Here is a 26,733-nt window from a genome sequence, read left to right on the forward strand (position 1 = left end):
GCGACGGCGCTCATCGGCCGGGCCGCCGCAACGGCCTCAGGACGACGCCCAGGACCAGCTCGGCCGGTACGAAGCCGCGCTGGCGCGAGTCGAGGCTGGCATGGGGGTTGTCGCCGAGGACGACCAGATGGCCGGCGGGCACCCGGTCCGCGTCCCGGAGCGCGGGCGCGTCCGCGACCCGCGCGGGCACGGGATCGCCCCCGACCGCCGCGACCCGCTTGACGTGCCACCTGTGTCCGGGCTCCGGCTGGTGGGCCCGCGGCCGCGGCGCCTCGACCACCACGACCTCGCCGGTCCGCACGCTCCGGGGCGGCACGCGGCGCACCAGGACACGATCCCCGGCGCGCAGGCTCGGCCGCATGCTGTCACCGGAGACGTCGACCACCACGAACCGCCGCCGCAGCAGGGCGACCGCGGCCAGGCCGCAGACCGACGCGGACAGCGACACGGCCACGGCGACGAGCACGACCGTCAGCACGGCGCGGGTCCCCGCGCGACCGGGCGGGCCGCGCTCACCGGCTCTCCCCGGCGAGCCCGAAGAGGTCGGCGATGTCTCCCGACAGCACGACCAGGACCGTGACCAGCAGCGCGGCCAGGGCCGCGACCACCGCTCCGGCCGGCTCGACCGTCCCGCCGGTGGGGACGAGGACCGTGAGCGTCAGGCCGCAGAGGGCGACGGTGGCGAGCACGGCGTTCCGCGCGAGGTCCGCGGGCCCCACCGGCAGGTTCCGGCCGCCGAAGCAGCGGCACGGCACCGCCAGGCCGCGGCGGATCGCCCCGCGGATCACGAAGGAGAACGCCGCGAGGGCGGCCAGCGCCAGCGCGAACCCGGCGGGCGCCGTGGCGGGAACGGCCGCCAGCACGACGACCGCCGCCTCCACGGCCGCCACGACCGCGGGCACCGCCGCCGCCGGGCGGCGGGCCGCCGGGCGGCGGGCCGCCGTACGGCCGGGCAGCAGTCGCGCCGTCGCCTCGGCGAACCGCGACCAGGATTCCCGCCCGCGCACTTTCGAGGCGACCGAGACCAGGAAGGTCAGTCCGACGGTCATCCGGCAGGCGAGGAGCAGGTAGTCCACGGATTCCCCGTTCGGCTTGGCTCGGGTGGTCACGCGCCGCCCCACGCGGCGGGGGGCGCGGGCCGCGCGGACGTCGCCCGCCACGGCCCGCCGTACCCGGCCTCAGCAGGCCTGGGAGTAGCAGTAATAGCCGTAGTTGCCCCCGTAGCAGCAGATCTGCCGCACGCCGTTGTTGCAGGGGCAGTTCGGGCCGGGCTGGCTGTAGCCCGGACACCAGCACGGCACCGCGGCCGACGCCTCGGTCCTCGGCACCAGGCGGGCGAGCAGGCGGTCACCCCAGGACTGGAACGTGCGAACCATCGGACTCCCTCCTCACGGCTGATCAGGCGAAGCAGCCGCTCTCACGTTCTCACCGGGGTGCCGGAGATCAACGCGGTGAGGCCCTGGCGGCGGCGCGCGGGGCCCGGCGGTCAACCGCCTCGGCGCCGTGACGTGCGGGGTCGCCGCCGGCGGTGCGGGCGGGATGACACGCGTGGTCATGAAAGGTTCAGGGGCGACAGGGGGCGCCGCCGGAAACCCGTACGTCATCCGCGGGCCGCGCCCGCCCCGGCCGGCCCGGTCTGGCGCCGGACCCCCCGCCCTTGACATCATGACCGATCATGGGAGCGGCCGCTCGGCCGCCCGACCGTCCCGAGACGGAACCCGGCCGCGATCATGACCGTCGGCGCGGTGGTTCCCCGGCCGGGTGGGGGAAGGACCGGTCCGACAACAGGTGCGAGAGGAGAGCGGCACGTGACGGCGTTCGCCCAGGAGACCGACCGCGATCCGGAACGCGGGGAGCCGGCCGGGCCGGTCCGGCAGGAGCCCGAGCACGGGGACGCGAGTCCTCCGCCCGGCGAGGTCGCCGCCGAGCCGGTATGGAGGAGCGCCACCGCCAGGGACGCGCTGCTGATGTGGATCGGCAGCAGGGCCGGCATGATCATTGTGGCTGTATACGGGATCCTGCTCGTCTCCGGCCAGAACCACGCCCCGCTGCTGGAGCGGTGGAAGTACTGGGACGTCGATCTCTTCCGGAAGATCGCCCAGTTCGGCTACGACGGCGACCCCGACCTGCCGCCCGATCCCGGGTTGCCCGCCATCTTCCCCGGACTGCCGCTGGCCCTGCGCGCGGTCCATCTGGTGATCGACGACTGGACCCTGGCCGGGCTGATCATCTCGTTCGTCGCCGGCGGGGTGGCCGTGGTGGCGCTGGCCCGGCTCGCCGACCTGGAGGGTCCCACCGGCGCGGGGCGCTGGGCCGTGCTGGCCCTGCTGCTGTGCCCGCCCGCCGTCTTCCTCTTCGCCGGCTACTCCGAGGCGCTCTTCCTCGCCTTCGCGCTGCCCGCCTGGCTGGCCGCCCGGCGCCGCGCCTGGCCGCTGGCCTGCGCGCTGGCCGCCGGGGCGTCCTGCGTGCGGATCACCGGCCTGTTCCTGGCGGTGGCGCTGATCGTCGAGTTCGTCGTGAGCCGGATCCGGCGGGACGGCTGGGCGGGCTGGTGGCGAGGGCTCTGGCTGGCGCTGCCGTTCGCGCCGCTCTTCGCGTACGCCGCCTACCAGTACACCCGTACGGGCAACTGGCTGGCCTGGAACCACGCCCAGGAGACCGGCTGGGGCCGGAAACTGGTCTGGCCGTGGGACGCGTTCCGCACCACATGGGACTCCACCGGCGGCGACGAGGGGTTCGCGCCGATGTTCCGGATGGAGATCGCGGCGGCGATCGTGGGGATCCTGCTGCTCCTCTGGCTGCTGTTCGCCCGCCGCTGGGCCGAGTTCGTCTATGTGGGACTGCAGGTCGGCGTGCTGGTCACCTCGACGTTCTACATGTCGATTCCCCGCTCGGCGCTGCTGTGGTGGCCGTTGTGGGTCCTCATCGGCCGGGCGGGCGCCCGCCGCCGTTCGGTGATAATCCTCTACGCCACGGTGATCGGGCCGCTCATGGTGACGATGCTGATGTCCTTCATGAACAGCTCCTGGACCGGCTGACCGGGCGTCCCCGGCCCATGTGGGCCGGGGACGCGTATCGGCGCTACTTCAGGCCGAGGGCACGGACGACGGTCTGTTCGACGCCGTTTCCGGCCGTGTCGGCGGCGGTGGCGCGCAGGGTGAGGTCGACCGCCTCGCCGGGGGCGTGCAGCGTGGTCGTCCAGCCGTCACCCTTCCGGTCGAGGCGCTGCTCGTGCCACGTGGCGCCGTCGTCGTAGGAGACGGCGAGCCCCACGGTGCGGATCGTGCCGGAGCCGGGGCCTCCGGGCAGATGGGACGGCGTGAGCGTGAGCTTCGCCGACCGGGACGCCCGCCCGGCCGCGTCGGTGTCCACGCCGTAGTCGAGCTGGATCAGCGGCAACCGGGCCGGCCGTCCCGGCTCGGCGGTGCGCGAGGTGAAACGCCAGGTGGTGCTCGTCTTCACCGAGTACGGGTAGACCGCCGGGTCGCGCTCGGTCGTGGTGGTGAGGGCGTAGTCCAGCCGGCCGGGACGCAGGCCGGCGTAGAGGTACGACCCCTCCGTCTCGGCGACAGGCGTGCCGCCCTGGGAGAGGGAGACCTTCTGGGAGAGCTCGCCGGGCACGGCGAGACCGGCGTGGTTCGCCCCGGAGTCACCCCAGCCCGGCACCTCGACCTCCAGGGTGTCGCCGTCGCGCAGCGGGGCGCTCACGGCGTCGTTGATCCTCGGCCGCTGGATGGGGCCGAACCACTGCTCGTGGACCGTCTGCCCGGCCTGGTACGACACGCCGCCGCCGTACTGGATCGACTCCCTCGGGACCTCCGCCTCGCTCATCCACCGCGCGGGGGTGACCCAGTCGGTCCGGTGTCCCTTCGACCGGCTGAGCTGGGTGGTGCCGACCTTCGCGGTCAGGCCGGGGGACAGGTCGTAGCGGTACTCGTCCACCTCGTCGGCGGCGTCGTTGCGGAAGTCGACCTCCACCCTGGCGAGGTCGCGCTGCGCGGGCGCGTAGGTGAGGTCCGCAGGCACCGTGCCGCTCCAGGTGCGGACCAGGTCGTACAGGTAGTCCGTGACGGGGTGGGAGGTCACCTGGAGCCGCACCCGGCCGTGTCCCAGCTGCGCGATGAGTCGTTCGCCCTCGTCCTTCGTCAGGGACGCCACCGTGAGGGGCGTCCGGCTGAGGGGCTCGCGGAGCCGGCCGGGCTCGTCGTTGACGATCAGCAGCAGCTTCACGCCTGCGCCGACGGCCGCGGGCACCTGCACGTCGGTGTCGCCGTAGCGGACGACCGCGACCTTCCCCTTGGCGTCGATCCCGGCGTAGTCGGCCGGGGCGCCGCCGCCCGCGAAGACGGCGTCGACCTTCGACGTGCCCTCAGGGAGCAGTCCGCCTCCGGGCTGCAGCCACAGATCGTCGTAGGAGTCCGCGCCGTTCGCCACCGACAGCGGCGGCTGCGTCCTGCGCCAGCGCGCGGTGACCGACAGCTGGCCCGCGGCCGGCTTGGCGGTGGGATTCGTCCACACGCTGTCGTACACGGTGTCGCCCGCGACGGAGTCGGTGACGGAGGCCGTGTCGCCGAGGGTGCGGTGATAGTCGACGCGGACGCTCGTGCCGGCCGACTCCTTCGGCGTGACGGCCTTGACCTCGCGGAGCGCCGACCCGTCCAGCTTCAGCGTGGCGTCGCCGTCGACGACGACCGTCGGGGCGCTGAGGAGCGCCATGCCCAGGGAGTCGGGGCCGTGGGTGCCGCGCACGTCTCCCCACATCCAGACCGAGTACGTGCCGTTCGGGAGCAGCGCGCTCACCTGTCCGGAGAAGGTGACGAACGAGTAGTACAGGCCCGCCGGGTCGCCCTCGCGCATCATGCTGATCAGGCCGGGCATCGGCTCGCCGTCCCGGCCCGTGGCGGTGACCGTGAGACGGCTGGGCCTCTCCCCGGTGCTGACGCCGACGACGCTGTGCGCGACGACGGCGCCGTCCGAACCCTTGGCGAGCACCTGACCGCCGTACGTCGTCTGCGGTTCCGCCCGGGACAGGTCGGCGGCGACGGTGACGGTGCTCTCCCCGTGCGCGGGAATCTCGACCCGAGACGCGGACAGCGACCACAGGCCGGCGGGGAGGCCGGAGCCGTCGAACGACAGGTCCAGGGTGACCGGGGCGTCCCCGGTGTTGGTGTAGGTCAAAGTGCCCTCCGGCCTGGCGTCCGGCTCCTTGGTGGGGGAGTGGATGCCCAGGTAGGCGCTGCCCGTGGCGACGACGGCGGCCCGGGTTGCCGCGGCGACGTCCACGCGCCCGGTGCCCGCCTGGTAGGGGCCGTAGCCGGGGGTGAGCTTCGCCGAGCTCATCAGCGCGTCCTTGAGCCGCTGCCCGGTCCAGTCCGGGTGCTCGGCGGCCAGCAGCGCGGCGCTCCCCGCGACGTGCGGCGTGGCCATCGACGTGCCGCTCAGCGTGAGGTACTGCCCCTCCCCGCGCGGGGAGTACTGCGAGCGGGCGGCGAGGATGTCGACGCCCGGCGCGGTGATGTCGGGTTTGAGCGCGTCGTCCACCAGGCGCGGGCCGCGGCTGGAGAAGTCGGCGAGCTGGTCCGCGCCGTCCACCGCACCGACGGTGAGCGCCGCGTCGGCGGCGCCGGGGCTGGCGACCGTGCGGTCGCCGTTGAGTCCGGCGTTGCCGGCGGCGATGACGAACAGCGCGCCGGTCTCGGCGCTGAGCTCGTCGACGGCCTGGCTCATCGGGTCGGTGCCGTCGCCGGGCGAGTCGCCGCCGAGGCTCATGCTGATGACCTTGGCGTGCGCGTCGCGGGCGGCCCACTGCATGCCGGCGATGATCCAGGAGTCCTGCCCCTGACCCTCGTCGCTCAGCACCTTGCCGATGTGGAGACGGGCGCCGGGGGCGACGCCCTTCTCCTCGCCGCCGGACGCGGCGCCGGTGCCGGCGACGGTGGACGCGACGTGGGTGCCGTGCCCGTGCCGGTCGGTGGCGTCCTCGCCGGGCACGAAGCTGACGCTCTCCGCGACCTGCGCCGACAGGTCGGGATGCCCGGCGTCGACGCCCGTGTCGAGGACGGCGACGTCCACGCCCTGGCCGGTGTCGCCGCCCGCCCACACGCCGGGCGCGCCGATCTGCGCCACGGAGTCGCTGAGGTCGGCCTTCACCTTGCCGTCCAGCCAGACCTTGGCGATCCCGGCGGCGAGGGACGGCGCCGCGGCCCGTGCCTGTTCCGGTTCCCGGGCTCGCCCCCGGGGCGTGGAAGCGGCGGCGGCGCCGGTGAGGGCGGCCCAGAACTCAGCGGCCCTGCCCCGGTCGGCGGCCCACGCGGCGCCGTTGACGCTGCTCAGCGCCCGGACGTCGGTGACGCCCTCCGGCGCCCGCTGGGCGCGGAGCCCGGCGGCGGACTCCTTATAGGTGACGATCAGCGGCAGGTGATCGACGTGGGCGTCGTCGTAGCCGTAGCCGAGCAGCCGGGTGACGTCGAAAAGCCGCCGGTCGAGCAGCCCGGCCGAGACGTACGGCACCGCGCTGTCCGGGTAGACGTACGTGTCCGGTCCGGCGGTGGTGACGTGCGCGCGCGCCGGCGTGCCGGCCGGCGTCAGCACCGACACGGTGCCGGCGGGCCCGACGACGACACGGTCGCCGGTGATCAGAGTGATGGTGCGCGGCCCGCCGGCGGTCCCGGCAGCGGGGCCCGCGCCTACAGGGGCCGGGCTCGGAGGGGCCGGAGCCTGGATGTCGGCGTGCGAGGGCGGGATCACCGCGAACGACGCCAGGGCCGCGGCGACGGCGAGTAGCCGTCTCCCGAGGGAGGGGGGATGTGACACGAGAGCTTCCTTGTAAGGGGGTGAGGGGATGAGGCGGCGGTTCCGCGGGTCAGTAGTGGAACCGCTCCAGGCCGTTGCCGTACGGGTTGACCACGTAGCCGGTCCGGGTGGCGGGATCGAGGAAGAGGCCCCGCCTGCTGGTGAAGTCGAAGTTCGACATGGCGAGGGTGGAGTTGCCCAGGTTGATGACCGGGTGACGGGCCAGGACCTCGCCGGTGGCCGGATCGATGACCGTGATCTCGCTCTGGGCGTTGTTGTCGTCGGTGGTGTTCACCTCGTACAGGTGGGCGACGACCGCGACGTGGTTCACCTCGTCCAGAGCGGCCCAGGCGGGGCCCCGGGTGCCGAGGTCGGCGGGGGACGGCCCGGTGAGCGTGGACTGGTCGGCGGCGAGCCAGCTGCTGGTCGGGAAGCGCCCGCTGCTGTAGTCGGGGGTGGCGGCCCCGCTGAGCAGGTAGACCTTGCCGCCCTTCCCGTCGGGCAGCAGCCCGGCGGCGCAGGCCGGAATGGTCGTGAGGGGCGAGGCCGTGCCCGCGTCGAGGTCCACCCGGACGGCCCAGTACGGCACCCGGCCGGACAGGCAGGCGCCGAGCGTGCCGGAGGTGGCGACGAAGAACGTGCCGGTCGACTCGTCGACGCTGAGGTTGCTGAACGAGCGTCCGGGAGAGGCCGCGTTGACCGGGATCGGGGTGCCGATCCCGCCCGTCGCCATGTCGACCGGCCAGACCCGGGCCAGCCCCGAGCTCACGTCGTAGGTCGCGAGGGCCGCCCGGTGGCGGGTGTGGTCGATCGCGCCGCCCTGGAACAGCGTCCACTGGGCGTTCACGCCGTCCGTGAGCGGCGCCTCGGCGATCTTCGCTCCCGTACGGGTGTCCCGCAGCTCGATCTGCGCGGGCGCGCTGACCCCGAACGACGGCCGGACGATCAGCGTGTGACCGGTGCCGGGGTCGGTGCCGACGACCTCCTGCATGCGGGAGCCGTTCGACTCACTGGCGATCGGGTCGCCGAGCCTGCCGGTCTTCAGCGAGTACGGCGTCGTCGCGGACTTCGCGACATGGGTCGAGCCGTCGGCGGCGTCGGCGAACTCGTCCGTCGCGATGAGCGCGGTGTCGCCCTCGACCTCGAAGTTCTCCAGCGCGCCGGTGACGAGGTCGCCGTCGCGGTACTCGACGAACGAGGTGGGCGACGCCTGGCCGACCGGCACGCCCTTGCGGGTGGCGAGGACGCGCACCGGATACTGCACGCCGGTCGGCAGGCCCAGGGCGGTGAGGTCGAGCACGGTGGTGCCCTTGGCCGAGGGCAGCGCGCGGAGCAGCGTGGAGGCGTGGTCGACGCCGTTGTCGTCGCGGCCGCTGCCGTTCTGGTTGGTGACCGTGTTCAGCGAGCCGTAGAGGGACGGCGCGGGGGTGAGGAACTCGACGGCCGCGCCGTCCGCGCCCGGCACCTTCCGGGTGTCCCACGAGATCGTGAGCTTCGGCGCGGATCGGGTCAGGCCCACGGCGTGCGCCTGCCCGCGACCCCCGGTGGACAGCAGCGGGGCCTCCGGCCGCTGGCCGGCCCCCACGCCGACGCGGATGGCCCGGAAGTCGCCGAAGATCACGCCCTGCTGGCTGACGCCGACGCCGTAGATGCCCGCGCCGCCCGGGGCGAAGGCCGACGCCGGGATCGTCACCGTCCCCTTGAGGGCGGTGAGCGGGGTGCTCCACTGCACCCGGAACTTCTCGCTGAGAGCCAGGGGGCTCCAGTGGCCGACGGACGACAGCACCAGGGCGGGCTCGGTCAGGTTCCGCACGCCGGTGAGGTCGTACCGCACGGTGACCGGCGAGCCGAGCGGCGCCGAACCGGGCAGCTCGGGCGCGAGCGGGCCCGTGTAGGTGCCGTCCGTCGCCGTGAAGGTGAGCCGCTCCGGCCGTGAGGCGACGACCTTGCCGCGGTCGAGCGCCTCGAACACCACCGGCACGGTCCGGTCGGAGCCGGCGGCCTGCGCCATCCCGGCGGCCGCGAGGATCTCCCGGGGGAGCAGCCGCAGGCTCGGGCCGTCCGAGGCGATCACGCCGCGGTCGCCCACCCGCAGCCGGTACGTCAGGCCGTCGTGGCGGCCGGTCAGGTCGAGCCCGAAGGTGATCGGGGAGACCACGTTCTGGCCCGATGGGGTGCCCCAGAAGTCGGCGGGGCCGTTCAGGTCCAGGTGGGCCGGGTCGGTGGCCTCGACGAACGACGTCGCGCTGTCGGACGACAGCAGCTGCCGGTGGGCCACCGACAGCCGCACGGCGGAGGTCTCGATGGAGAAGCGCCGGGCGAGCACCTTCTCCACCGCGGCGGTGACGTCGAGCTGGGGACCGACGTGCAACTCCTGGTCGCCCTGCGGCGGCTGGGCCACCGGCCGCCCGGTGGCGATCAGCAGATCGCGGACCTGTGCCGGCGTGAGCTTCTGATGGGTGGCGGAGGCGGCGGCCAGGACGTTCGCCGCGGCGGCGGCGATCATGGGCGCGGACGCGGAGGTGCCGCCGTTCAGCACCAGACCGGTGCCGTCGGAGGTGTGGATCAGCGTGGGCAGGTTGTCGCCGGGCGCGGCCAGGTCGACCCGGCTGCCGAAGCCGGTGGAGTAGCTCGTCACGCCGTTGTAGCGGGTCGCCGGATAGACGGCGGTCCGGACGTCCGGCGAGGTCAGGGTGTCGTCAACCGTGGTCCCGCCGGCGTCGATCACGCCGGTGTCCCGCACCCTGGAGGGAGTGGTGGTGGGCGCGACGTCGTCGATGCTGGTCTGCTCGGCCGCGCGGGAGGTCCGTTCGGTCGGGGTGCTGCCGCCGTCGGGACCGATCGAGACGGGCAGCGCCAGCCGTGTCCCGTCGTTGGCCGAGACGACCACGACGACGCCCGAGTCGACGATGTCCTTCAGCGTCGCCCGGATCTCCGGGTCGTCCTCCAGCCACCGCGAGGGGAAGCCGAGTGACATGTCGGTGCCGAAGCCGAGGCTGGCGGTGATGACGGTGGGACGCGGACGCTGACCGGCGGCGGCGCGCAGCGCCACGGCGATGCCGTGCGCCGACGGCTCCTCGGGGACGACCAGCCGATACTGCGCGCCGGGGGCGATGCCCAGCAGGTCGGTCGCGCCGCTGCCGGTCGCCTCGGGGCGCTGCCGGTCGTGCGGCAGCGGCGCCATGACCGAGAAGTCCATGAGGACCTCGGACAGGTTGGGGTCCTGACCCTCGATCGCGCCGGACGGGTCGAGGTGGCCGTCGTTGTCCGAGGTGTACGTCGGGATGAGCGGCATCGACGGGTAGTCGAGATAGCGCCGGCCGTCCTTCACGATCGTGGTCGGCCCGTACGCGCGGACGTACTCGTCGCCGGAGTCGGCCATCGACTGGTCCGTGAGGTCGCCGAGGGAGACGTTGGTGACGATCTGCCCGGCGCCCGGCAGCGCGTTCAGGTAGGTCGCGGTGTCCGCGAAGGCGCCGACGGCGTTGACGCCCCCGCTGTTCAGGTACGACTGGAACGACGTCGTGAGCCCGGCGTTGGCCGGCACCGCGCCGGGGGAGGGGGACGGCCGGGGCGTCGCGGTCTGCGGCGTCGCCCGCGCGAAGGCGTCGGCCCCCGACAGCACGGAGGAGGGAATCGCGACCGGGCCGTAGTTCATGGTCTGGGGGCGCACCGCGGAGCCGGCCGCTCCGACGGCCGAGCCCACGGTGTACGGGGTGAGGCGGGAGGCGTCCACGCGGCGCCGCAGCAGGTCGGCGGTGGGTGCCAGCGGAGTGCCGAGTGAGGTGCGGCCGTGCGGCCGGGGGACCGGGAACGGCCGCGTCGTGCCGGACTTGCCGGTCAGGGTGCCGGTGCCGTCGTCGAACCAGCGGAGCACCGATCCGTCGGTCAGTTTGAGGGTGTGCGCGGCGGGCGCGTCGGCGGCCGGCGGATCGTCGTCGGCCGCGGCGGGTCCTCCGGTGAACATCGCGGTGGCCAGGAGCGTCCCGGCCGCGAATAAGGCCGGAACACGTCTGAAACCTATGGACATGGTTGTCCCTTCCAAATGACAAACATGTAAACTGACCTGTTTGTCTGATCAGCCGTCGATCACCTTCGCGCGGCGCCGCCCCGGCCGACAAGGACCTGACGCTGCGGGTTCGCGCAGCTGCGCAGGTGAGAAGGGGCGTCCGACGGGGAGAGGACCCGGTCGGCCGTGGCGGGGCGAGCGGCGTACGATCGGCGGCACGCGCACGTACGCCAGGGCCAGTGGGAGTGAACGATGGACCTGTCCCCCGGGGGATCCTGGGCGGGCACGGGTCTGCCCTTCCTCGCCGTACGGGTGCTGGAGCATCTGGTGGGCCATCCGGACGCGGTGGAGGAGGCGGTTGCCGCCGCTCTGTCCGCCGCGCGCGACGACGTCGCGGCCGCTCTTGCGGCGCTGGAGGCGGAGGGCCTGGCGGTTCGCATGGGCGGATCGCCCGCCCGCTGGCGCGCCGCCCCGCCGCGCGCCTCGCTCGGGCCGCTGCTCGCCCGCAGGCGTGAGGAGCTCGCGCTGGCCGAGCTGCAGGTGGAGCGGTTGCACGACGCGTACCGGGCCGCGGCGGGCCGCTACGTGGCGTCCGACCTGTTCGAGGCCCTGCAGACGCCCGAGGAGGTCGCGGCCCGCTACGCGCAGTCGCTCAAGGCCAGCCGCGACCAGGTGCTCCACCTCGCCAAGCCGCCGTACGTCACCTCGCCGGCCCCGGGCGGGTCGCCGGGTGGGTCACAGGGCGGGGGAACGGGCCTCGTCTGGCAGGACGGCGTCCGGTTCCGGTCGGTGTACGACACCGACGGGCTGGCGGACGAGCAGTCGCTGGAGACGGTGCTGCGCGGCACCGCGATCGGCGGCCGGCTGCGGGTGTGCGCCGGAGTGCCGATGAAGCTGGTCGTCTTCGACCGCACGGCGGCCATCATGCCGCTGCGCCCGGACGACCCGGCCGCCGGATCCCTCCTGATCCACGCGCCGGCCCTGATCGACGTGCTGATCACGCTGTTCGAGAGCGTGTGGGAACGCGCCGTGCCGGTCGTGCTGAACTCGCCGGAGCCCGGCGCGGGCCAGGTGGGCGGACATCCCGAGAAACTCGACGGCCGCACCCACGACATCCTCCGGCTGCTGGCCGCGGGCATGAAGGACGAGGCGGTGGCGCGGGTGCTCGGGCTCAGCCGCCGTACCGTGCAGAAGCACATCAGCGACGTGGCCAGGGCGCTGGGCGCCAGGACGCGTTTCCAGATCGCCCTCATCGCGCGCAGCCGCGGCTGGCTGGAGCCGTACGACTGAGGGCGCTCAGCCCCGCGGGGCGTACATGATGACCAGGACGCCGAGCACGCAGACGGCCGCGCCGATCACGTCCCACCGGTCGGGACGGAAGCCGTCGGCCACCATGCCCCACACGAGCGAGCCGGCCACGAACACGCCTCCGTAGGCGGCGAGGATGCGGCCGAAGTCGGCGTCGGGCTGGAAGGTGGCCACCAGCCCGTAGATCCCCAGGGCGACGAACCCGGCCCCCACCCACCACAGCCCGCGCTGCTCGCGCACCCCCTGCCAGACGAGCCACGCCCCGCCGATCTCGGCGAGAGCGGCCAGGACGAAAAGCAGCAGAGAACGCGCGACGGTCACTTCTGGGAGGGTAGAGCACCGTCTCGCGCCACCCGTCACGTCCGGGCCCGAGGGCGGGCCTTCCGCATCTCCGGCGGCGTTCGCTAGGATCGCGGTCATGACTGCCGGGTCGGCCGTGGGCCGCGCACAGAACGGGTACCCGGCCGCCGCTTGATCACCGCGCGGGCGAGAGGCCCGCCCTCGTTGCGAGAAGTGCGTACAGCCACTCGCAGCGGAAGGAGGTGATATGCGTGAGCTGGCAGAGTTTTCTCGCCCGTCACCAGGTGGGTGACGTGATCGAGGGCGTGGTGACCAAGGAGGTGCCGTTCGGTTCGTTCGTCGAATCCGACGGCTTCACCGGGCTCGCCCATCAGCAGTCCTGGCCTGTCGGCAGCCGCGTCTCGGTTCGCATCCTCGCGATCGACCTCGAGAACCAGCGGTTCAGCCTGGCCCCGGCCTGACGACGCCCTGATCTCACGTGAGTGAGAGCGCCGACCCGGGGGAAACGGACTCCCCCGGGTCGGCGTCCCTCCGCATTATCCGGGGCGTCGCCCGGCCGTCGTCGCATGTGGTCGTCTTCCTGCCGGAACGCTGTCGTCTTCCTGTCGGAGGCATGCCCTAGTCTCCAGGGCGTGAGCAGCACAACGCGCACCGTGACCTTGCACCTGCTTCCGCACGTCCGGCGGGCGCGCGACCACATCGACCGCCACTACGCGGCCAAGCTCGACCTCGACCGGCTGGCCCGGGTGGCCGGGATCTCCAAATATCACTTCGTGCGCAGCTTCGAGGCGGCGTACGGGGAGACGCCGATCCGCTACCTGACCCGGCGTCGCATCGAGCGTGCCCAGGATCTGCTGCGCTCCGCCAACCTGACGGTGACCGAGATCTGCGTCATGGTCGGGTTCGCCAGCCTCGGGTCGTTCTCGTCCCGGTTCAAGGAACTGGTGGGAGAGAGCCCCACCGCCTATCGCGACCGGTGGGCCGCCGCGGGCGGGGCCCACGTCCCCGGCTGTTATCTGTTCATGCGCGGCGGCGTCGACCCCGCCGGCACGACGGGGCGCACGACTGGGATCAGCGGGTCCGGCCGGTCCGGGGGGACACAGGAGCGGGTCCGGCGGGACGCGCTCCGGGACGGGTCCCGGCTCGCGCCTCCGGCCGGTGGCGAGAGCCGCGCAATTTCCAGGAAGCGCCCCCTGACCAGCGCGAACTAGGGTGATAAGCGTGATTACCAACATTTCACTGGTCACCGTCTACTGCCTCGACCAGGACCGCGCGCGGGAGTTCTACGTCGACGTGCTCGGCTTCGTGCCGCGCGCCGACGTCACGATGGGTGAGGGCTTCCGATGGGTGACGGTCAGCCACCCGAACCAGCCCGAGATCGAAGTCACCCTGATGACGCCCGGCCCCCCGCTCAACCCCGAGGCCGCCGACTTCATCCGGCGGCAGCTCGAGAAGGGCGAGATGGGCGGCCTCGGGCTGCAGGTCGACGACTGCCGCAAGACATACGAGGAGCTGAAGGCCAAGGGCGTGACGTTCCTGCAGGAGCCGTCCGACCGGCCGTACGGCATCGAGGCGGTCATGCGCGACAACTCGGGCAACTGGCTCGTCCTCGTCGAGCCGAAGGAGTTCGACCCGGCGAACTTCGGCTGAGCCGCCGAAAACCCGCCGATGACGGTGCCCCCGCTGCGAGGGCGCTGGGGCGGCGCTGTGACTGACGGATTGACGGCGTGGGGGTGGGGCGGGAAACCGCAGGCTGCCGTGAAATTTTCATCCCGGCCCGCGGGTCCTGGCGACGCCCGCCCCGCGCGCCGGTCCGCACTCGTCCGGTGGGATGGGCGCCGGTCCGGCGGCGCGGGCCCACGACCAGGCATCATGCCGCGATGACGATGGTGAGGAGTGATTCAGGAAAGACCCGATCTCTCATGGGGTGTTTGTGGAGAATGCGCGGATTGGCCGCCGGTTCCGTGGGCCATTGACCCTATTGCTCCAACGTTCATAGCCTTTCGGTCATCTTGATCAGAGCCTCCTCGGTGCCGTGGGTCCCGCCGAAACCCTCGCGCTGGCAGGTCGCTGTCAGCGCGTGCTCGTGCCGATGTGAGGCCGTCCGAAACCCCCCTTTAGGACGGAGAACCGAGATGTCCGACTTCTCGCGAAGGCAAGTGCTGAAATACAGCGCGGCCGGAGCCGGAGCCGCGCTGTTGCCGCTTCAGTGGACGGCGGCCGCCCGGGCCGCGTCGGTCGCGCCCCCGGAGGTGCGCGCCGCGAACGATCTGGCGCTGTGGTACGACGCGAGCGCGGGCACGGACTGGCTGCGCGCGCTTCCGATCGGCAACGGGCGCCTCGGCGCCATGGTGTTCGGGAACGTCGACACCGAGCGTCTGCAGCTCAACGAGGACACCGTCTGGGGCGGCGGGCCGTACGACCAGAGCAACACGCGGGGCGCCGGGGCGCTGGCGCAGATCCGGCAGGCGGTCTTCCAGAACCAGTGGAGCCAGGCCCAGAGCCTGATCGACCAGAACATGCTGGGCAGCCCGGCGGGCCAGCTCGCCTACCAGACCGTCGGCAATCTGCGGCTCGCCATCGGCAACACCAGTGGCGTCTCGGAGTACACCCGCTTCCTCGACCTGACCACGGCCACCACGACGGTCTCGTATCTGCAGAACGGCGTGCGGTACAGGCGTGAGACGCTCGCCAGCGCGCCGGATCAGGTCATCGCCATCCGGCTGACCGCCGACCGGGGCGGCTCCATCTCGTTCTCCGCGACGTTCGACAGCCCCCAGCGGACGACGCGCTCCAGCCCGGACAGCCGGACGGTGGCGCTCGACGGCGTCTCGGGCAACTTCGAGGGGAAGACCGGCTCGGTCAAGTTCCTGGCGCTGGCGCGGGCCATCGCCGACGGCGGCACGGTCAGCAGCTCCGGCGGCACGCTCCAGGTGTCCGGCGCCAACAGCGTGACGGTGCTGATCTCCATCGGCTCCAGCTACGTCAACTACCAGAACGTCGGGGGCGACTACCAGGGCATCGCGCGGGGTCACCTCGACGCCGCCACCGGCAGGACCTACGACGACCTGCGCAGCCGGCATGTGACCGACTACCAGAAGCTGTTCGGCCGCACGACACTCGACCTCGGCCGCACCTCGGCGGCGGACCAGCCGACCGACGTGCGGATCGCGCAGCACGCCAACACCAACGACCCGCAGTTCTCGGTGTTGCTGTTCCAGTTCGGCCGCTACCTGCTGATCTCCTCCTCGCGTCCGGGCAGCCAGCCGGCCAACCTGCAGGGCATCTGGAACGACTCGCTGGCCCCGGCGTGGGACTCGAAGTACACGCTCAACGCCAACCTGCCGATGAACTACTGGCCGACAGACACGACGAACCTGTCGGAGTGTTACGAGCCGGTGTTCCGGATGATCCAGGACCTCACGGTCACCGGCGGCCGAACGGCCCGCGTGCAGTACAACGCGGGCGGCTGGGTGACCCACCACAACACCGACGCATGGCGGGGCTCGTCGGTGGTCGACTTCGCCGCGGCGGGCATGTGGCAGACCGGCGGCGCGTGGCTGTCGACCATGATCTGGGACCACTACCTCTTCACCGGCGACCTCGACTTCCTCCGGCAGTACTACCCCGCCATGAAGGGCTCCGCTCAGTTCTTCCTGGAAACGCTCGTCCAGGAGCCGAGCCTGGGGTATCTGGTGACGAACCCGTCGAACTCCCCCGAGCTGAACCACCATTCGGGCGTCAGCGTGTGCGCCGGCCCCACGATGGACAACCAGATCCTGCGTGACCTGTTCAACGGCTGCGCCAAGGCCAGCCAGGCGCTCGGCGTCGACGCCGACTTCCGGACACAGGTGCTGGCCGCCCGCGACCGGCTGGCCCCGATGAAGGTCGGCTCGCGCGGCAACATCCAGGAGTGGCTGTACGACTGGGTGGAGACCGAGCAGAACCACCGGCACATCTCCCACCTCTACGGTCTGCACCCGAGCAACCAGATCACCAAGCGCGGCACCCCGTCGCTTTACACCGCGGCCCGGCGGACCCTGGAGCTCCGCGGCGACGACGGCACCGGCTGGTCGCTCGCCTGGAAGATCAACTACTGGGCCCGGATGGAGGAGGGCACGCGGGCGCACGACCTGATCCGCCTCCTGGTGACGACCGCCCGGCTCGCGCCGAACATGTTCGACCTGCACCCGCCGTTCCAGATCGACGGCAACTTCGGCGCCACGTCCGGCATCGCGGAGATGCTGCTGCAGAGCCACAACGGCGAGCTGAACGTGCTGCCTGCGCTGCCGGCGGCCTGGGGGAGCGGGAAGGTGCAGGGCCTGCGCGGCCGCGGCGGCTACACCGTGGGCACCACCTGGAGCTCAGGCGCGGCCACCGAGATCCTCATCGCGTTCGACCGCGCCGGCACGGTCAACGTGCGCAACCGGATGTTCACCGGGACCTATCAGGTGGTCGACGCCGACACCGGTGACGCCGTCACGGTCACCAAGCCGGAGAGCGACGTCATCGCGCTGACCGGCCAGGCCGGCCGTACGTACCGCATGACGGGGACCGGCACGCCGCCGCCCGCCACGAGCTACGTGCGGATCGCCAACGTCAGCTCCGGCTTGGTCCTGGACAGCGGCGGCAACGTCGCCTCCGGGTCGAACCTCAAGCAGTGGAACTGGGACGGCAGCAACAACCTGCAGTGGCAGCTCGTCGACCTGGGCGGCGGCTGGTACCGCATCGTCAACCGGACCAACGGCATGGTCGCCGACAGCTGGGGCAACACCGCCAACGGCGCCGTCTGCCGCCAGTCGGCCTGGAACGGCGGCAACAACCAGCAGTGGCGCCTGAACAACACCGGCAACGGCCGCTACCAGATCATCAACCGTGGCACCGGCACCGCCCTCGACGGCATGGGCAGCACCACCGCCGGTTCCACCGTGGGCATGTGGACGCCCAACACCAACACCAACAACCTGTGGACCATCACGAACCTGTGACGGACGGCCGGTGACCCGCCGGCCCGACCCGGGAGTGCCGGGCCCCGCCTCGGGGGATTCCGACGGCGGGGCCCGGCTCAGTCCTGGACGTCCGCCGAGGTGACCGTCGCGCGCATGACCCGGTCGAAGCCGACGCGGCGGCGCGGCCCGGCCATGGTGACGACCGCGGTGTGGCGGATGTCCGCGCTCGAGGCGCCCACACGGAGCTCGACCCGGCCGGGGTCGACCTGACGGTGACCCGCGGCGCCGGTGTAGGAGGTCTGGTCGGCGTGCAGGGTGACGCTGACCCGGCGGCTCTGGCCGGGGAGCAGGTCGACGCGTGGCGCGGCCAGGAGCGTCTGGACCGGCCTGGCGACCTCGGCGACGGGGTCGTGCAGGTAGATCTGGACCACCTCGGAGACCGCGTGCGGGGCGGAGTTGCGCAGGGTGACGTGCACGTCGAAGGTGCCGTCGGTCGGCCACTCGCGCGTGGTGTCGGCGGTGACGACGGTCCACGCGGGCGGGGCGTAGGACAGGCCGTGGCCGAAGGGGAAAAGCGGGGTGGGGTCGACGGAGCTGACCTCGTTCGGCCGGGCGAGCGGCGACGCCAGGTAGGTGGCCGGCTGCGTGCTGTCGGCGGGGAAGCTGACCGGCAGCCGTCCGGAGGGGTCGGCGCGGCCGGACAGGACGTCGGCCAGAGCGGCCGCGCCCTCCTCGCCGGGGAAGAACCCGCACACGATTGCGGCCAGGCGGCCGGACTGCCGGGACAGGTCGTACGGGCGGCCGGACAGCAGTACCAGCACGACCGGGGTGCCGGTGTCCAGAAGCGCCTCCAGCAGGTCCTCCTGCCGCCCGGGCAGGCTCAGTGTGACCGCGTCGCAGCCCTCGCCCGAGGTGCCGCCGCCGAAGAGCCCGGCCTGGTCGCCCAGGACGGCGACGCACACGTCGGCCGCGGCGGCCGCCCGGGCCGCGGCGGCGATGCCCTCGTCATCGCCGCCGACGACCGGGCAGCCCTGCTCATGGACGACGGAGTAGCCGGCGGCGTCGGACCGCAGCGCGTCCAGCAGAGTCGGGACGCGGACGCCCATGGCCAGATCGGGGTGGTGGACGCCGACGTGCAGGGGGAAGGAGTAGCAGCCCATCATGGCGTGCGGGGTGTCGGCGCGCGGGCCGACGACGGCCAGCCGGGTGGCGGGCGGCAGGGGCAGCGTGCCGGTGTTGCTCAGCAGCACGATCGAGCGGCGGGCCACCTCGGCGGCCAGCGCGCGCTCGGCCGGCCCGTCCAGCGCGCCGTCCAGTGGCCGGCCCACTTCCTCGGGGTGTCCGTCCGACGCCTCGTCGCCCGACTCGGCGAGGATGGGCGGCTCGGGACTCCAGTCCTGGTCGAGCAGGCCCAGGCGGCACTTCTGCAGCAGGACACGGCGGAGGGCGCGGTCGACGAGGGCGGGGTCGATCGCACCGCTCTCGATCGCCTCGGCCAGCGGGGAGCCGAAGCAGTTGACCGTGGGCAGCTCGACGTCGATGCCCGCGGTCAGCGCCAGGCGCGCGGCGTCGGCGGGCGACTCGGCCACGTTGTGCAGAGTCTGCAGGAAGGCCACGGAGAAGTAGTCGGCCACGACGGTGCCGGTGAAGCCGTACTCGGTGCGCAGCAGGTCACTCAGCAGGGTGGGGTCGGCGGCCACGGGCAGGCCGTCGATGTCGGTGTAGGAGTTCATGACCGAGTCCACCCCGGCGCGCAGGGCCATCTCGAACGGCGGGAGCAGGACGTCGGCGATCTCGCGGGGCCCGGCCGAGACGGGGGCCAGGTTACGGCCCGCCTTGGAGGCCGAGTAGCCGACGAAGTGCTTGAGCGTCGCGATGATCCCGGCCGACTGCAGGCCCCGGATGTAGGCGGTGGCGATGGTGCCGACCAGCAGCGGGTCCTCGCCGATGGTCTCCTCCACCCGGCCCCAGCGCAGGTCGCGGGCGACGTCCAGCACGGGGGCGAGCCCCTGGTGGACGCCCAGCCGGGCCATCGTGGCGCCGATCTGGGCGCCCATGCGCTCGATCAGTTCGGGGTCGAAGGTGGCGCCCCAGCACAGGGGGGACGGGTAGACGGAGGCCGTCCACGCCGCCAGCCCGGTCAGGCACTCCTCATGCACGAGCGCGGGGATGCCCCAGCGGCCCGCGGCGACGATCTCCCGCTGCGCCTTGGCCAGAGTCGCCGCCCCCGTACGCGGCTCCACGGGCGCGGTCCCGAACGGCCGGGTCAGCTGGCCGATCCCCGCCCTGATCAGTTCCTCCCATTCGACCGGCAGCCGCGCGAACTCGTGCTGGTGCGGCGCCATCTGGCCGTCGGCGTTGTCGATGCCCACCCATACGCCGTACAGCTGCGCGATCTTCTCGGCCGGGCTCATCCGGGCCATCAGCGCCTCGACCCGCTCCTCATCGGGAACGCCGCTGTCCCGCCACAGCTCCGACGACGCGTCCGTGCTCACAACCACGCTGCTCTCCACTGAAGTCGACGAGTGCGTACGACCGGGTTCGCGGCCCGGCGACCGCCGGGCGCGCCCCGGCCGTACCGGTCGCGACGCGGGCCCGGCGACCGTTATCGGCGCTCCCGCCGAGGAGGGGCGGGAGCACCGCCGGGACCGCCTGTCGCACAGGGTCTCAAGGTGGCGCCGAAAATTTTCGAAAAAATTATGAAACTTGATGGCTCGTGGAGCAACTTAGACGGCTGGTCGAAGCACGTCAAGGGTGAGATGACTCTCCGGTGTCATCCGATGTGGTGATCCCGGCCCGGGGCGGAGCGCGCGCCCGCCCCGGCGGTCCGCGGCTTGGACGGGCTCGGAGCCTCTCGAAACGTCCCCCGAAAACAGTCGCGAAAGGTTTCGGGGCCAGGTCTCGGGGCGACGGTCAGAGGGCGGCCGCCACGCTCACCTCGCCGGCCGCCTCCAGTTGGAAGACCGCGCTCCGCCCGGCCGCCGACACCTCGTAGTCGCCCAGGAAACCGCTGAAACGTACGCGGCCCTCGGCGTCGGTCGCCAGCGTCGTCGGCGGCACCCACCACTCCTCTTTGACCAGTGAGCGCAGCGCGTCGTACGCGGGCTTGGGCGTGCCGTCCGCGCGGACGAACCCGCCCGGGGCGCCGAGCCAGCCCCCGTCGGTGAAGCCCCAGTAGGTGGCGGCCGCCACGGCCGGGTGCGACAGCAGCGTCCGGTAGTGCCGGGCGATCTCGTCGGCCTGCCGGGCCTCGCCCTCGGGCGTGGTCGGCCACTCGGGGATCTGGTAGTCGTTCAGATCGACGATGTCCTCCGGCATCAGATGCCCCGACACGATCGTCGTCTCGGTGAAGTGGATCGGCAGCCCGTACCGGGCGAAGCGGTCGATGACGGCGAGGGTCTTCTCCTCACCCCAGTAGCCCTGGTGCATGTGGCTCTGCAGGCCGAGCGCGTCGATCCGGACGCCCGCCTCCAGGAGTCCCTCGATCAGGCACTCGTACGCGGCCGACATGTCGAAGTCGTTGAGCAGCAGCGTCGCCGAGGGATCCCCCTCGCGGGCCGCCTCGAAGAGCATCCTGACCATCGGAATGCGGCCCATCTCCCGGCAGAGGCGGGTGATGCCGTTGTCGTACTTGTCGAAGATCGGCATGATGACGACCTCGTTGACCACGTCCCACATGTCGACGACTCCGGCGAAGCCGGTCGTCTCCCGCTTGATCCTCGCCACCTGTTCGCGGGCGATCTCGTCGGTGGGCAGGTCCTTCAGCCAGTCGGCCGTCACGGTGTGCCAGGCCAGGGGGTGGCCCTTGACCAGGCGGCCGCGCTCCTTGAACCAGCGCGCGAGCGCGAGCGTCCGCTCGGTCTCCGGCCGGCCGCGCACCGGCTCGAACCAGCCCCAGTAGAAGGGCAGCGTGGCGAAGTTGAAGAGTTCCAGGAACAGGCTCGCGAGCCGCTCGTCCTGCGGCACGGCGGGGTCGTCGCCATTGGGGTCACCGGTGGAGGGCACCAGGTCGCCGCCCGTGCAGCCGAACAGGAACCGGTGGTCGCGCTGGGCGACGACCACCTCCCGTCCCGTGAACGGCGCCCCGTCCACGGTGACGGTGAGGGTGGCGTCGGCGATGCGGTGCGTCAGGCGGGGGTGTGAAGTCATGCCGCCATTGTGCGGCGGACTCCGCCGGGCGGAGGGGAACCCGATCACACCGCCGCCCGTTGCCCCCGTGAACGCGCCGGCACGGGTCGAGGAGGAGAACCGGATGTTCCGGAGGTTGATGGCCGCATTCGGGGCCGGGGTCGAGGTCGACACGGTGCTGGGCGCCGCGCAGGTGCGCCCGGGGCAGAGCCTGCGGGGTGAGGTCCGCCTGCGGGGCGGCTCGTCCGACTACAAGGTGGAGGGCATCACCGTCGACCTCACCGCCGTCGTCGAGGTCGAGCACGGCGACAGCGAGCACCACGCGACCTACACCTTCCAGAGGTCCAGGGTCTCGGGGCCGTTCGAGCTGCGGTCGGGGGAGGCCCGCGCGCTGCCGTTCGAGATCGCGATCCCCTGGGAGACGCCGATCAGCGCCGTCGCCGGGCGTCCGCTGCCCGGCATGCGGCTGGGCGTGGCCACCGAGCTCGCGCTCGCCGGCGCCCTCGACAAGGGCGACCTCGACCCGCTGTTCGTCGCGCCGCTGCCGGAGCAGGATCACGTGCTCGCCGCGCTCGACCGCCTGGGGTTCCGCTTCAAGCGGGCCGATCTGGAGAACGGCAGGCTGCGGGGCTCGTCCATGCCGTTCTTCCAGGAGATCGAATACCACGCGGGCCCGCAGTGGCGCCGCCACTTCAACGAGCTGGAGCTGACGTTTCTGGCCGGCCCGCAGTCGATGGACGTGATCCTCGAGGCCGACACGCGGGGCGGTTTCCTGACGTCGAGCCACGACGTCTACGACCGCTTCCGGGTCCACTACGGTGACCACCCCGCCACCGTCGAACGGTCGCTGCTCGAAGGCCTCGACGCGATGGCCCGCCGCCGCGGCTGGTTCTAGGTCACTCGATCACGAGCTCGACCGGGATGTTGCCGCGGGTGGCGTTCGAGTAGGGGCACACCTGGTGCGCGGCCTCGACCACCTTGCGGCCCTCCTCGGGGGACAGCTCGTCGGGCAGCTCGACGCGGAGCGTGACGGAGAGGCCGAAGCCGCCGGAGCCGTTCGGGTTCAGGCCCACCTCGGCGGTCACCGAGGCGTCGCCCACGTCGACTCCCAGGCGGCCGGCGACGAGACCGAGCGCGCTCGCGAAGCACGCGGAGTAGCCGGCGGCGAACAGCTGCTCGGGGTTGGTGCCCTCGCCCGTCCCGCCGAGCTCCACCGGCCGGTCGAGCCGCAGGTCCAGCTTGCCGTCCGACGAGACGGCCCGGCCGTCCCGGCCGGAGGAGGTGGCGATGCCGGTGTACAGGACGCTCATGACTGCTCCTCAACGTGCTAGACAGACCTGTCTGTTCTGTCGTGCTGGGATCAGAGACTAGACAGGTCTGTCTGGTACCGTCAAGTCATGAGTGCCATCGTCGCCGGAACCCCTCGCAAGACGGCTTCGCCCCCCAGACGGCGCATTCTCGACACCGCCGCCGCCCTCTTCTACGCGGAGGGCATCCGGGCGGTGGGGATCGATCGCATCATCACCGAGGCGGGGGTCGCGAAGGCGACCTTCTACCACCACTTCCCCACGAAGGACCTGCTGGTCGTCGCCTACCTCGAGGAGATGAGCCTCCAGCAGCGGGCGGCCGCCCAGGCGCTCGGCGCGAACGCGCTGACCGCCGGGGAACGGCTGCTGCGCGTGTTCGACGTGCTGGGGGAGATCGCCTGCGGTCCCGGGTTCCGCGGCTGCGCCTTCGTCAACGCCGCCGCCGAGTATCCCGACCCGGAGCATCCGGTACGGCGGACCGTGGCCGGGCACCGGGCGTGGTTCCGCGGGCTGATGGAGGAACTGCTGACGGAGATGGGCCGCCCGGACGCCGCCGTCACGGCGGGCATCCTCGTCCTGCTCCGGGACGGCATGGTGGCGGGCGCCGCGCTCGACGACGCCGCCGAGGCGCGGAGCCGGACCCGCGTCGCGATCACGCGCGTTCTCGCCGCACCGGCCGAGGCCGCCGCGTCCTGACCCGTCCCAGCCGTCCGGGCGCGTGAAGGGTGTCAGGCCGCCCGGTGATCGGCGAGCAGGGCGTGGTGGTCCACGCCCTCCGGCGGGTGCGGATCGGCGTGCACGACCGCTGCGGTGAGCCGCGGGATGGCGTGCATCAGCCCGTGCTCGGCCGCCACCGCGACCCGGTGGGCCTCCACCGCCGTGGCGCCGGCGTCGACGACGACGTCGCACTCGGCCCGGAGCCGGTGACCGATCCAGCGCAGCCGCACCTGCCCGACGCCGAGCACGCCCGCGGTGGCCAGCAGCGTCGTCTCCGCCCGCTCGACCAGCTCGGGGTCGACCGCGTCCATGAGCCGCCGCCACACCTCCAGGGCCGCCTGCCGCAGGACGGCGAGGATCGCGACGGTGATGAGAAGACCCACCAGCGGGTCGGCCCAGCGCAGCCCGGCCGCCGCACCGGCGGCGCCCAGCAGCACGGCGAGCGAGGCGAACCCGTCGGTGCGCGCGTGCAGGCCGTCCGCCACCAGCGCGCCCGACCCGATGGCCCGGCCCACTCGGATCCGATACCTCGCCACCAGTTCGTTGCCCGCGAACCCGACGAGGGCGGCCCCCGCCACGGCCCCCAGATTCGACACCTCCTGCGGGTGCAGCAGGCGGACGATCGCGGCGTACGCGGCGGCCGCCGAGGAGGCGGCGATGGCCAGGACGATCACGATCCCGGCGAGGTCCTCGGCCCGTCCGTACCCGTACGTGTAGCGGCGGTTCGGCGGGCGGCGCCCGAGCAGGAACGCGATCCCGAGCGGGACCGCCGTCAGCGCGTCGACGGCGTTGTGCAGGGTGTCGCCGAGAAGCGCGATCGACCCGGAGATCGCGACCACGGCCGCCTGGAGGGCGGTCGTCGCCCCGAGTCCGGTCAGGGACACCCACAGGGCCCGCATGCCGCGCGCGGACGCCTCCACGGACGCGTCCACCTTGTCGGCGGGCGCGTGGGAGTGCGGGCGGAGGAGATGGCGCGCCCGCCCCAGGATTCCGGCGCCGTGCTCCCGGTGCCCGTGCCCGTGCCCGTGGTCGTGCCCGTGCCCGTGCCCGTGCCCGTGGTCGTGCCCATGGTCGTGGTCGTGGCCGTGGGTGTGCGCATCGTGGTGGTGGCCCGTCCGCTGTCGGCTCATGAGCCCAACAATGCCGCGCGAAACCCGCTGCGGCACCTCGACAACAGCGCCGCCGCCGCTGTTGCGAACGCCTCGCGACGGCGGTGCGGCGCTGACGGGCCGTCAGGCGAACAGGTGGTCGAGCCAGGCCCGCCAGGCCCGCTCGGTCTCCTCCCGGTCCACGTCGGCGAAGACGTGGTGCCCGAGGACGACGACGTCGCCCCGCTGCGGGCCGGAGTGGATGAACCGGTAGAGCGCGTCGGAGGTGCGTACGCCCAGGAAGGTGGGGAGCCCGGCGTAGTCGACGACGCCTTCGGCGGGCGGCAGGCCGTCGACCTGGAAGCGCACCGGATCGCCCTCCGCCGCCGGGCCGTCGAGGCCGAGCGCGGCCATGATCGTGGCCCAGGCCCGATCACGGTCGCCCGCCCGCGGCCGTACGGCCGAGATCGGGACGGCTCCGCGGCCGGGGAAGTAGGTGAGGTACTGGGAGAGCTTGTGGAGGTACATGTCCCAGCCCTCCTGCATGGCCTCGTACTCGGTCTCCCAGTCGTCGCCGAGGAAGCCGCTCTGCACCAGGCGCAGGACGGTGCTGCCGCCGTCCCGGCCCTCGATCAGGTACTCCATCGCGAGAAACGAGCCGTCCGGGTTCGCGTCGCCGCGGATGGAGAACCGTTTGCCCGGTTCCCAGCCGGTCACGGTGGACCGCTGCACGCGTCCGAGGAGATCCATCTCGTTTCTGCCGCCCTCACCCTGCTCAATCTGGTTCCGTCCCATGAACCACGCGTCGGTCCCCGGACCTGTGGCGATCGCCTCCCACACCTGTTCTGGGGTGGCGGTCAGCTCGATCTCCTTGTGCAGCTCGAACTCGTGCAGCATGTCGGAGCTCCTCGTGTCGCGGTGCGTGCCGGTGCCGATCGCCGGGTCCGCGCCGGCGGCCCCGCCGGGCGGGGTGGCGACCGGCCGGCCGGACGGCGACTCGCGGCCCGGCTCCACCAGCGCTCGGAGGACCCACATCTTGCCCGAGACGGACCCCCGCCGCCACCGGCTCCCCGCTCGGCGGGTCCCGGGATCGTCCCATCGGCGCAGGTGGGCGGCCTCCGTACCGGCCCACCTGGGGGATCATCTCGCCGAAGACCGGCGTACCGCCGGCGGGAGCACGGCGGTGAGGGGCCCGGACACCCGCGAGGCCCTATACCGGAACATCGCCCGACATTCCACGCCAAGACGCCCTTAATCAGTCATTACGCCTATAACGTTGTGCGCTCGATCGAACACGCTGTGTAATCAGATCGGCGATGAGCCAGACCTACCCTGGCTCGAAGGAGTGACTATGACGTTCACAGCGATGCACCCCGGTTTCATGGCGACCTCGCTGGGCCACGGCTCCCAGCCGCACATGTCGCCCCTGCAGTTCGGCCAGATCCCACAGGTGCTCGGCCAGCAGGTGTCGCCGATCGCCATGCTCCAGCAGATGGTCCAGCAGGAGGAGCAGATCCTCCCGCAGGAGCATCTCGTCAGCCCGGTGAGCTTCTGGAACAAGCTCGCGCGGCAGGGGATCCGGTACGGCGCTCCGGCCGCCCGTCAGGTGGTTGACGCCGTCCTTTACCAGCATCAGGTCCAGCAGTCCCTCCAGCAGCACCCGCTGCAGCAGCACCTCACGGCCCAGGCACAGCCCTACGGCCAGCAGTACGTCCAGATGCTCGGGATTCAGCCGTACGGGGTCCAGCCCGGCGTTCAGTACGGCGTTCAGCCCGGTGTTCAGTACGGCGCGCAGTACGGCGCCCACTATGGCCAGGCCGGCGTGCTGCCCCCGCAGGTCCAGCAGCTGAACCCGTACGCGGCTCAGGCGAACCTGCACCTGCTGCAGCAGCAGGTCCAGCAGCAGGTCCAGCAGCAGGTCGCCGCCCAGATGGCCCAGCAGGCCGCTCAGCAGGCGGTCCAGCAGGCCGCTCAGCAGGCCTCTCAGCAGTACGGCCAGGCCTACGCCCAGCCGTACGGCCAGCAGGTGCCGCAGGCCTACATCGGCCAGCCGCACCAGCAGGCCGCCGCCAATCAGGCCCCGGTAGCCGCCGGCGCCGCGATCTGATCGGAGGCCGACGGTGGACTCGATGGGA

At 72.5% G+C, this 26,733-nt stretch carries 20 protein-coding genes; 9 read left to right on the forward strand and 11 right to left on the reverse strand.

Features of this window, described 5'->3' with window-relative positions; all coding sequences use genetic code 11:
- Positions 1 to 10 precede the first annotated feature (10 nt).
- From lepB to JOL79_RS24625, 3 genes are all read right to left on the reverse strand, one after another.
- Positions 11 to 478: a signal peptidase I gene (lepB, locus tag JOL79_RS24615; RefSeq protein ID WP_210158251.1), complete on the reverse strand. Its 468-nt coding sequence runs from the start codon at positions 476 to 478 to the stop codon at positions 11 to 13.
- 34 nt (positions 479 to 512) lie between these two features.
- Complete coding sequence (locus tag JOL79_RS24620) at positions 513 to 1,109, reverse strand: MauE/DoxX family redox-associated membrane protein (RefSeq protein WP_210158252.1); 597 nt, start codon at positions 1,107 to 1,109, stop codon at positions 513 to 515.
- 69 nt (positions 1,110 to 1,178) lie between these two features.
- Positions 1,179 to 1,376 (reverse strand): hypothetical protein, encoded by a 198-nt coding sequence (locus JOL79_RS24625; protein WP_210158253.1) that lies wholly within the window; start codon positions 1,374 to 1,376, stop codon positions 1,179 to 1,181.
- 432 nt (positions 1,377 to 1,808) lie between these two features.
- Here JOL79_RS24625 and JOL79_RS24630 point away from each other — a divergent pair, with 432 nt between their 5' ends.
- Positions 1,809 to 3,038, forward strand: a complete 1,230-nt coding sequence (locus tag JOL79_RS24630) for a putative hexosyltransferase (protein WP_307848701.1) — start codon at positions 1,809 to 1,811, stop codon at positions 3,036 to 3,038.
- Positions 3,039 to 3,081: 43 nt separating this feature from the next.
- Here the strand turns inward: JOL79_RS24630 and JOL79_RS24635 are convergent, their stop codons facing one another.
- Together JOL79_RS24635 and JOL79_RS24640 are read right to left on the reverse strand one after the other, a co-directional pair.
- Entirely contained in the window at positions 3,082 to 6,813 is a 3,732-nt protein-coding gene (locus JOL79_RS24635; protein WP_210158254.1) for a S8 family serine peptidase, read from the reverse strand.
- A 49-nt stretch (positions 6,814 to 6,862) separates the two neighbouring features.
- Positions 6,863 to 10,822: a S8 family serine peptidase gene (locus JOL79_RS24640; protein WP_210158255.1), complete on the reverse strand. Its 3,960-nt coding sequence runs from the start codon at positions 10,820 to 10,822 to the stop codon at positions 6,863 to 6,865.
- A gap of 231 nt (positions 10,823 to 11,053) precedes the next feature.
- Here JOL79_RS24640 and JOL79_RS24645 point away from each other — a divergent pair, with 231 nt between their 5' ends.
- On the forward strand, positions 11,054 to 12,091 hold the full coding sequence (locus JOL79_RS24645) for a helix-turn-helix domain-containing protein (RefSeq protein WP_210158256.1): 1,038 nt from the start codon (positions 11,054 to 11,056) through the stop codon (positions 12,089 to 12,091).
- A gap of 6 nt (positions 12,092 to 12,097) precedes the next feature.
- Here JOL79_RS24645 and JOL79_RS24650 read toward each other — a convergent pair whose 3' ends face one another.
- Positions 12,098 to 12,430 (reverse strand): YnfA family protein, encoded by a 333-nt coding sequence (locus tag JOL79_RS24650; protein WP_210158257.1) that lies wholly within the window; start codon positions 12,428 to 12,430, stop codon positions 12,098 to 12,100.
- Positions 12,431 to 12,660: 230 nt separating this feature from the next.
- Between JOL79_RS24650 and JOL79_RS35580 the strand changes: the two genes are divergently transcribed.
- From JOL79_RS35580 to JOL79_RS24670, 4 genes are all read left to right on the forward strand, one after another.
- The gene (locus JOL79_RS35580) at positions 12,661 to 12,870 is read left to right on the forward strand and encodes a S1 RNA-binding domain-containing protein (RefSeq protein WP_210158258.1); all 210 of its coding nucleotides are present in this window, start codon (positions 12,661 to 12,663) and stop codon (positions 12,868 to 12,870) included.
- A gap of 171 nt (positions 12,871 to 13,041) precedes the next feature.
- The gene (locus tag JOL79_RS24660) at positions 13,042 to 13,620 is read left to right on the forward strand and encodes a helix-turn-helix domain-containing protein (protein WP_307848702.1); all 579 of its coding nucleotides are present in this window, start codon (positions 13,042 to 13,044) and stop codon (positions 13,618 to 13,620) included.
- Positions 13,621 to 13,630: 10 nt separating this feature from the next.
- Complete coding sequence (locus tag JOL79_RS24665; protein WP_210158260.1) at positions 13,631 to 14,059, forward strand: VOC family protein; 429 nt, start codon at positions 13,631 to 13,633, stop codon at positions 14,057 to 14,059.
- 485 nt (positions 14,060 to 14,544) lie between these two features.
- Positions 14,545 to 17,397: a glycosyl hydrolase family 95 catalytic domain-containing protein gene (locus JOL79_RS24670; RefSeq protein WP_210158261.1), complete on the forward strand. Its 2,853-nt coding sequence runs from the start codon at positions 14,545 to 14,547 to the stop codon at positions 17,395 to 17,397.
- Between the two features lie 77 nt (positions 17,398 to 17,474).
- Here the strand turns inward: JOL79_RS24670 and JOL79_RS24675 are convergent, their stop codons facing one another.
- Both JOL79_RS24675 and JOL79_RS24680 read right to left on the reverse strand, forming a co-directional pair.
- Positions 17,475 to 19,859, reverse strand: a complete 2,385-nt coding sequence (locus JOL79_RS24675) for a beta-glucosidase family protein (RefSeq protein ID WP_307848703.1) — start codon at positions 19,857 to 19,859, stop codon at positions 17,475 to 17,477.
- Between the two features lie 412 nt (positions 19,860 to 20,271).
- Positions 20,272 to 21,507 carry an endo-1,4-beta-xylanase gene (locus tag JOL79_RS24680; protein ID WP_210158262.1) on the reverse strand — a complete coding sequence of 412 codons (1,236 nt, stop codon included), beginning with the start codon at positions 21,505 to 21,507 and terminating at the stop codon, positions 20,272 to 20,274.
- A gap of 103 nt (positions 21,508 to 21,610) precedes the next feature.
- Here JOL79_RS24680 and JOL79_RS24685 point away from each other — a divergent pair, with 103 nt between their 5' ends.
- A complete protein-coding gene (locus tag JOL79_RS24685) occupies positions 21,611 to 22,381 on the forward strand; it encodes a sporulation protein (protein ID WP_210158263.1) in 771 nt (256 codons plus the stop codon).
- Between the two features lies 1 nt (position 22,382).
- Here JOL79_RS24685 and JOL79_RS24690 read toward each other — a convergent pair whose 3' ends face one another.
- Positions 22,383 to 22,796: an organic hydroperoxide resistance protein gene (locus JOL79_RS24690; RefSeq protein ID WP_210158264.1), complete on the reverse strand. Its 414-nt coding sequence runs from the start codon at positions 22,794 to 22,796 to the stop codon at positions 22,383 to 22,385.
- A gap of 87 nt (positions 22,797 to 22,883) precedes the next feature.
- Here JOL79_RS24690 and JOL79_RS24695 point away from each other — a divergent pair, with 87 nt between their 5' ends.
- A complete protein-coding gene (locus tag JOL79_RS24695) occupies positions 22,884 to 23,489 on the forward strand; it encodes a TetR/AcrR family transcriptional regulator (RefSeq protein WP_210158265.1) in 606 nt (201 codons plus the stop codon).
- Positions 23,490 to 23,521: 32 nt separating this feature from the next.
- Here the strand turns inward: JOL79_RS24695 and JOL79_RS24700 are convergent, their stop codons facing one another.
- Positions 23,522 to 24,640 (reverse strand): cation diffusion facilitator family transporter, encoded by a 1,119-nt coding sequence (locus tag JOL79_RS24700; protein WP_210158266.1) that lies wholly within the window; start codon positions 24,638 to 24,640, stop codon positions 23,522 to 23,524.
- 102 nt (positions 24,641 to 24,742) lie between these two features.
- Positions 24,743 to 25,633, reverse strand: coding sequence for an SRPBCC family protein (locus JOL79_RS24705; protein ID WP_230985392.1), 891 nt, complete (start codon positions 25,631 to 25,633; stop codon positions 24,743 to 24,745).
- A 316-nt stretch (positions 25,634 to 25,949) separates the two neighbouring features.
- Here JOL79_RS24705 and JOL79_RS24710 point away from each other — a divergent pair, with 316 nt between their 5' ends.
- Positions 25,950 to 26,705: a hypothetical protein gene (locus JOL79_RS24710; RefSeq protein WP_210158267.1), complete on the forward strand. Its 756-nt coding sequence runs from the start codon at positions 25,950 to 25,952 to the stop codon at positions 26,703 to 26,705.
- Positions 26,706 to 26,733 lie beyond the last annotated feature (28 nt).

The sequence above is a fragment of the Microbispora oryzae genome, from assembly GCF_017896165.1.
Taxonomy (GTDB): domain Bacteria; phylum Actinomycetota; class Actinomycetes; order Streptosporangiales; family Streptosporangiaceae; genus Microbispora; species Microbispora oryzae.

Bases quoted from the DNA above. Each gene is read 5' to 3' on its own strand.
- JOL79_RS24625 (WP_210158253.1), bottom strand. From the start codon at position 1,376: ATGGTTCGCACGTTCCAGTCCTGGGGTGACCGCCTGCTCGCCCGCCTG.
- JOL79_RS24640 (WP_210158255.1), bottom strand. From the start codon at position 10,822: ATGTCCATAGGTTTCAGACGTGTTCCGGCCTTATTCGCGGCCGGGACG.
- JOL79_RS24645 (WP_210158256.1), top strand. From the start codon at position 11,054: ATGGACCTGTCCCCCGGGGGATCCTGGGCGGGCACGGGTCTGCCCTTC.
- JOL79_RS24670 (WP_210158261.1), top strand. From the start codon at position 14,545: ATGTCCGACTTCTCGCGAAGGCAAGTGCTGAAATACAGCGCGGCCGGA.
- JOL79_RS24680 (WP_210158262.1), bottom strand. From the start codon at position 21,507: ATGACTTCACACCCCCGCCTGACGCACCGCATCGCCGACGCCACCCTC.
- JOL79_RS24685 (WP_210158263.1), top strand. From the start codon at position 21,611: ATGTTCCGGAGGTTGATGGCCGCATTCGGGGCCGGGGTCGAGGTCGAC.
- JOL79_RS24690 (WP_210158264.1), bottom strand. From the start codon at position 22,796: ATGAGCGTCCTGTACACCGGCATCGCCACCTCCTCCGGCCGGGACGGC.
- JOL79_RS24695 (WP_210158265.1), top strand. From the start codon at position 22,884: ATGAGTGCCATCGTCGCCGGAACCCCTCGCAAGACGGCTTCGCCCCCC.
- JOL79_RS24700 (WP_210158266.1), bottom strand. From the start codon at position 24,640: ATGAGCCGACAGCGGACGGGCCACCACCACGATGCGCACACCCACGGC.
- JOL79_RS24705 (WP_230985392.1), bottom strand. From the start codon at position 25,633: ATGTGGGTCCTCCGAGCGCTGGTGGAGCCGGGCCGCGAGTCGCCGTCC.
- JOL79_RS24710 (WP_210158267.1), top strand. From the start codon at position 25,950: ATGACGTTCACAGCGATGCACCCCGGTTTCATGGCGACCTCGCTGGGC.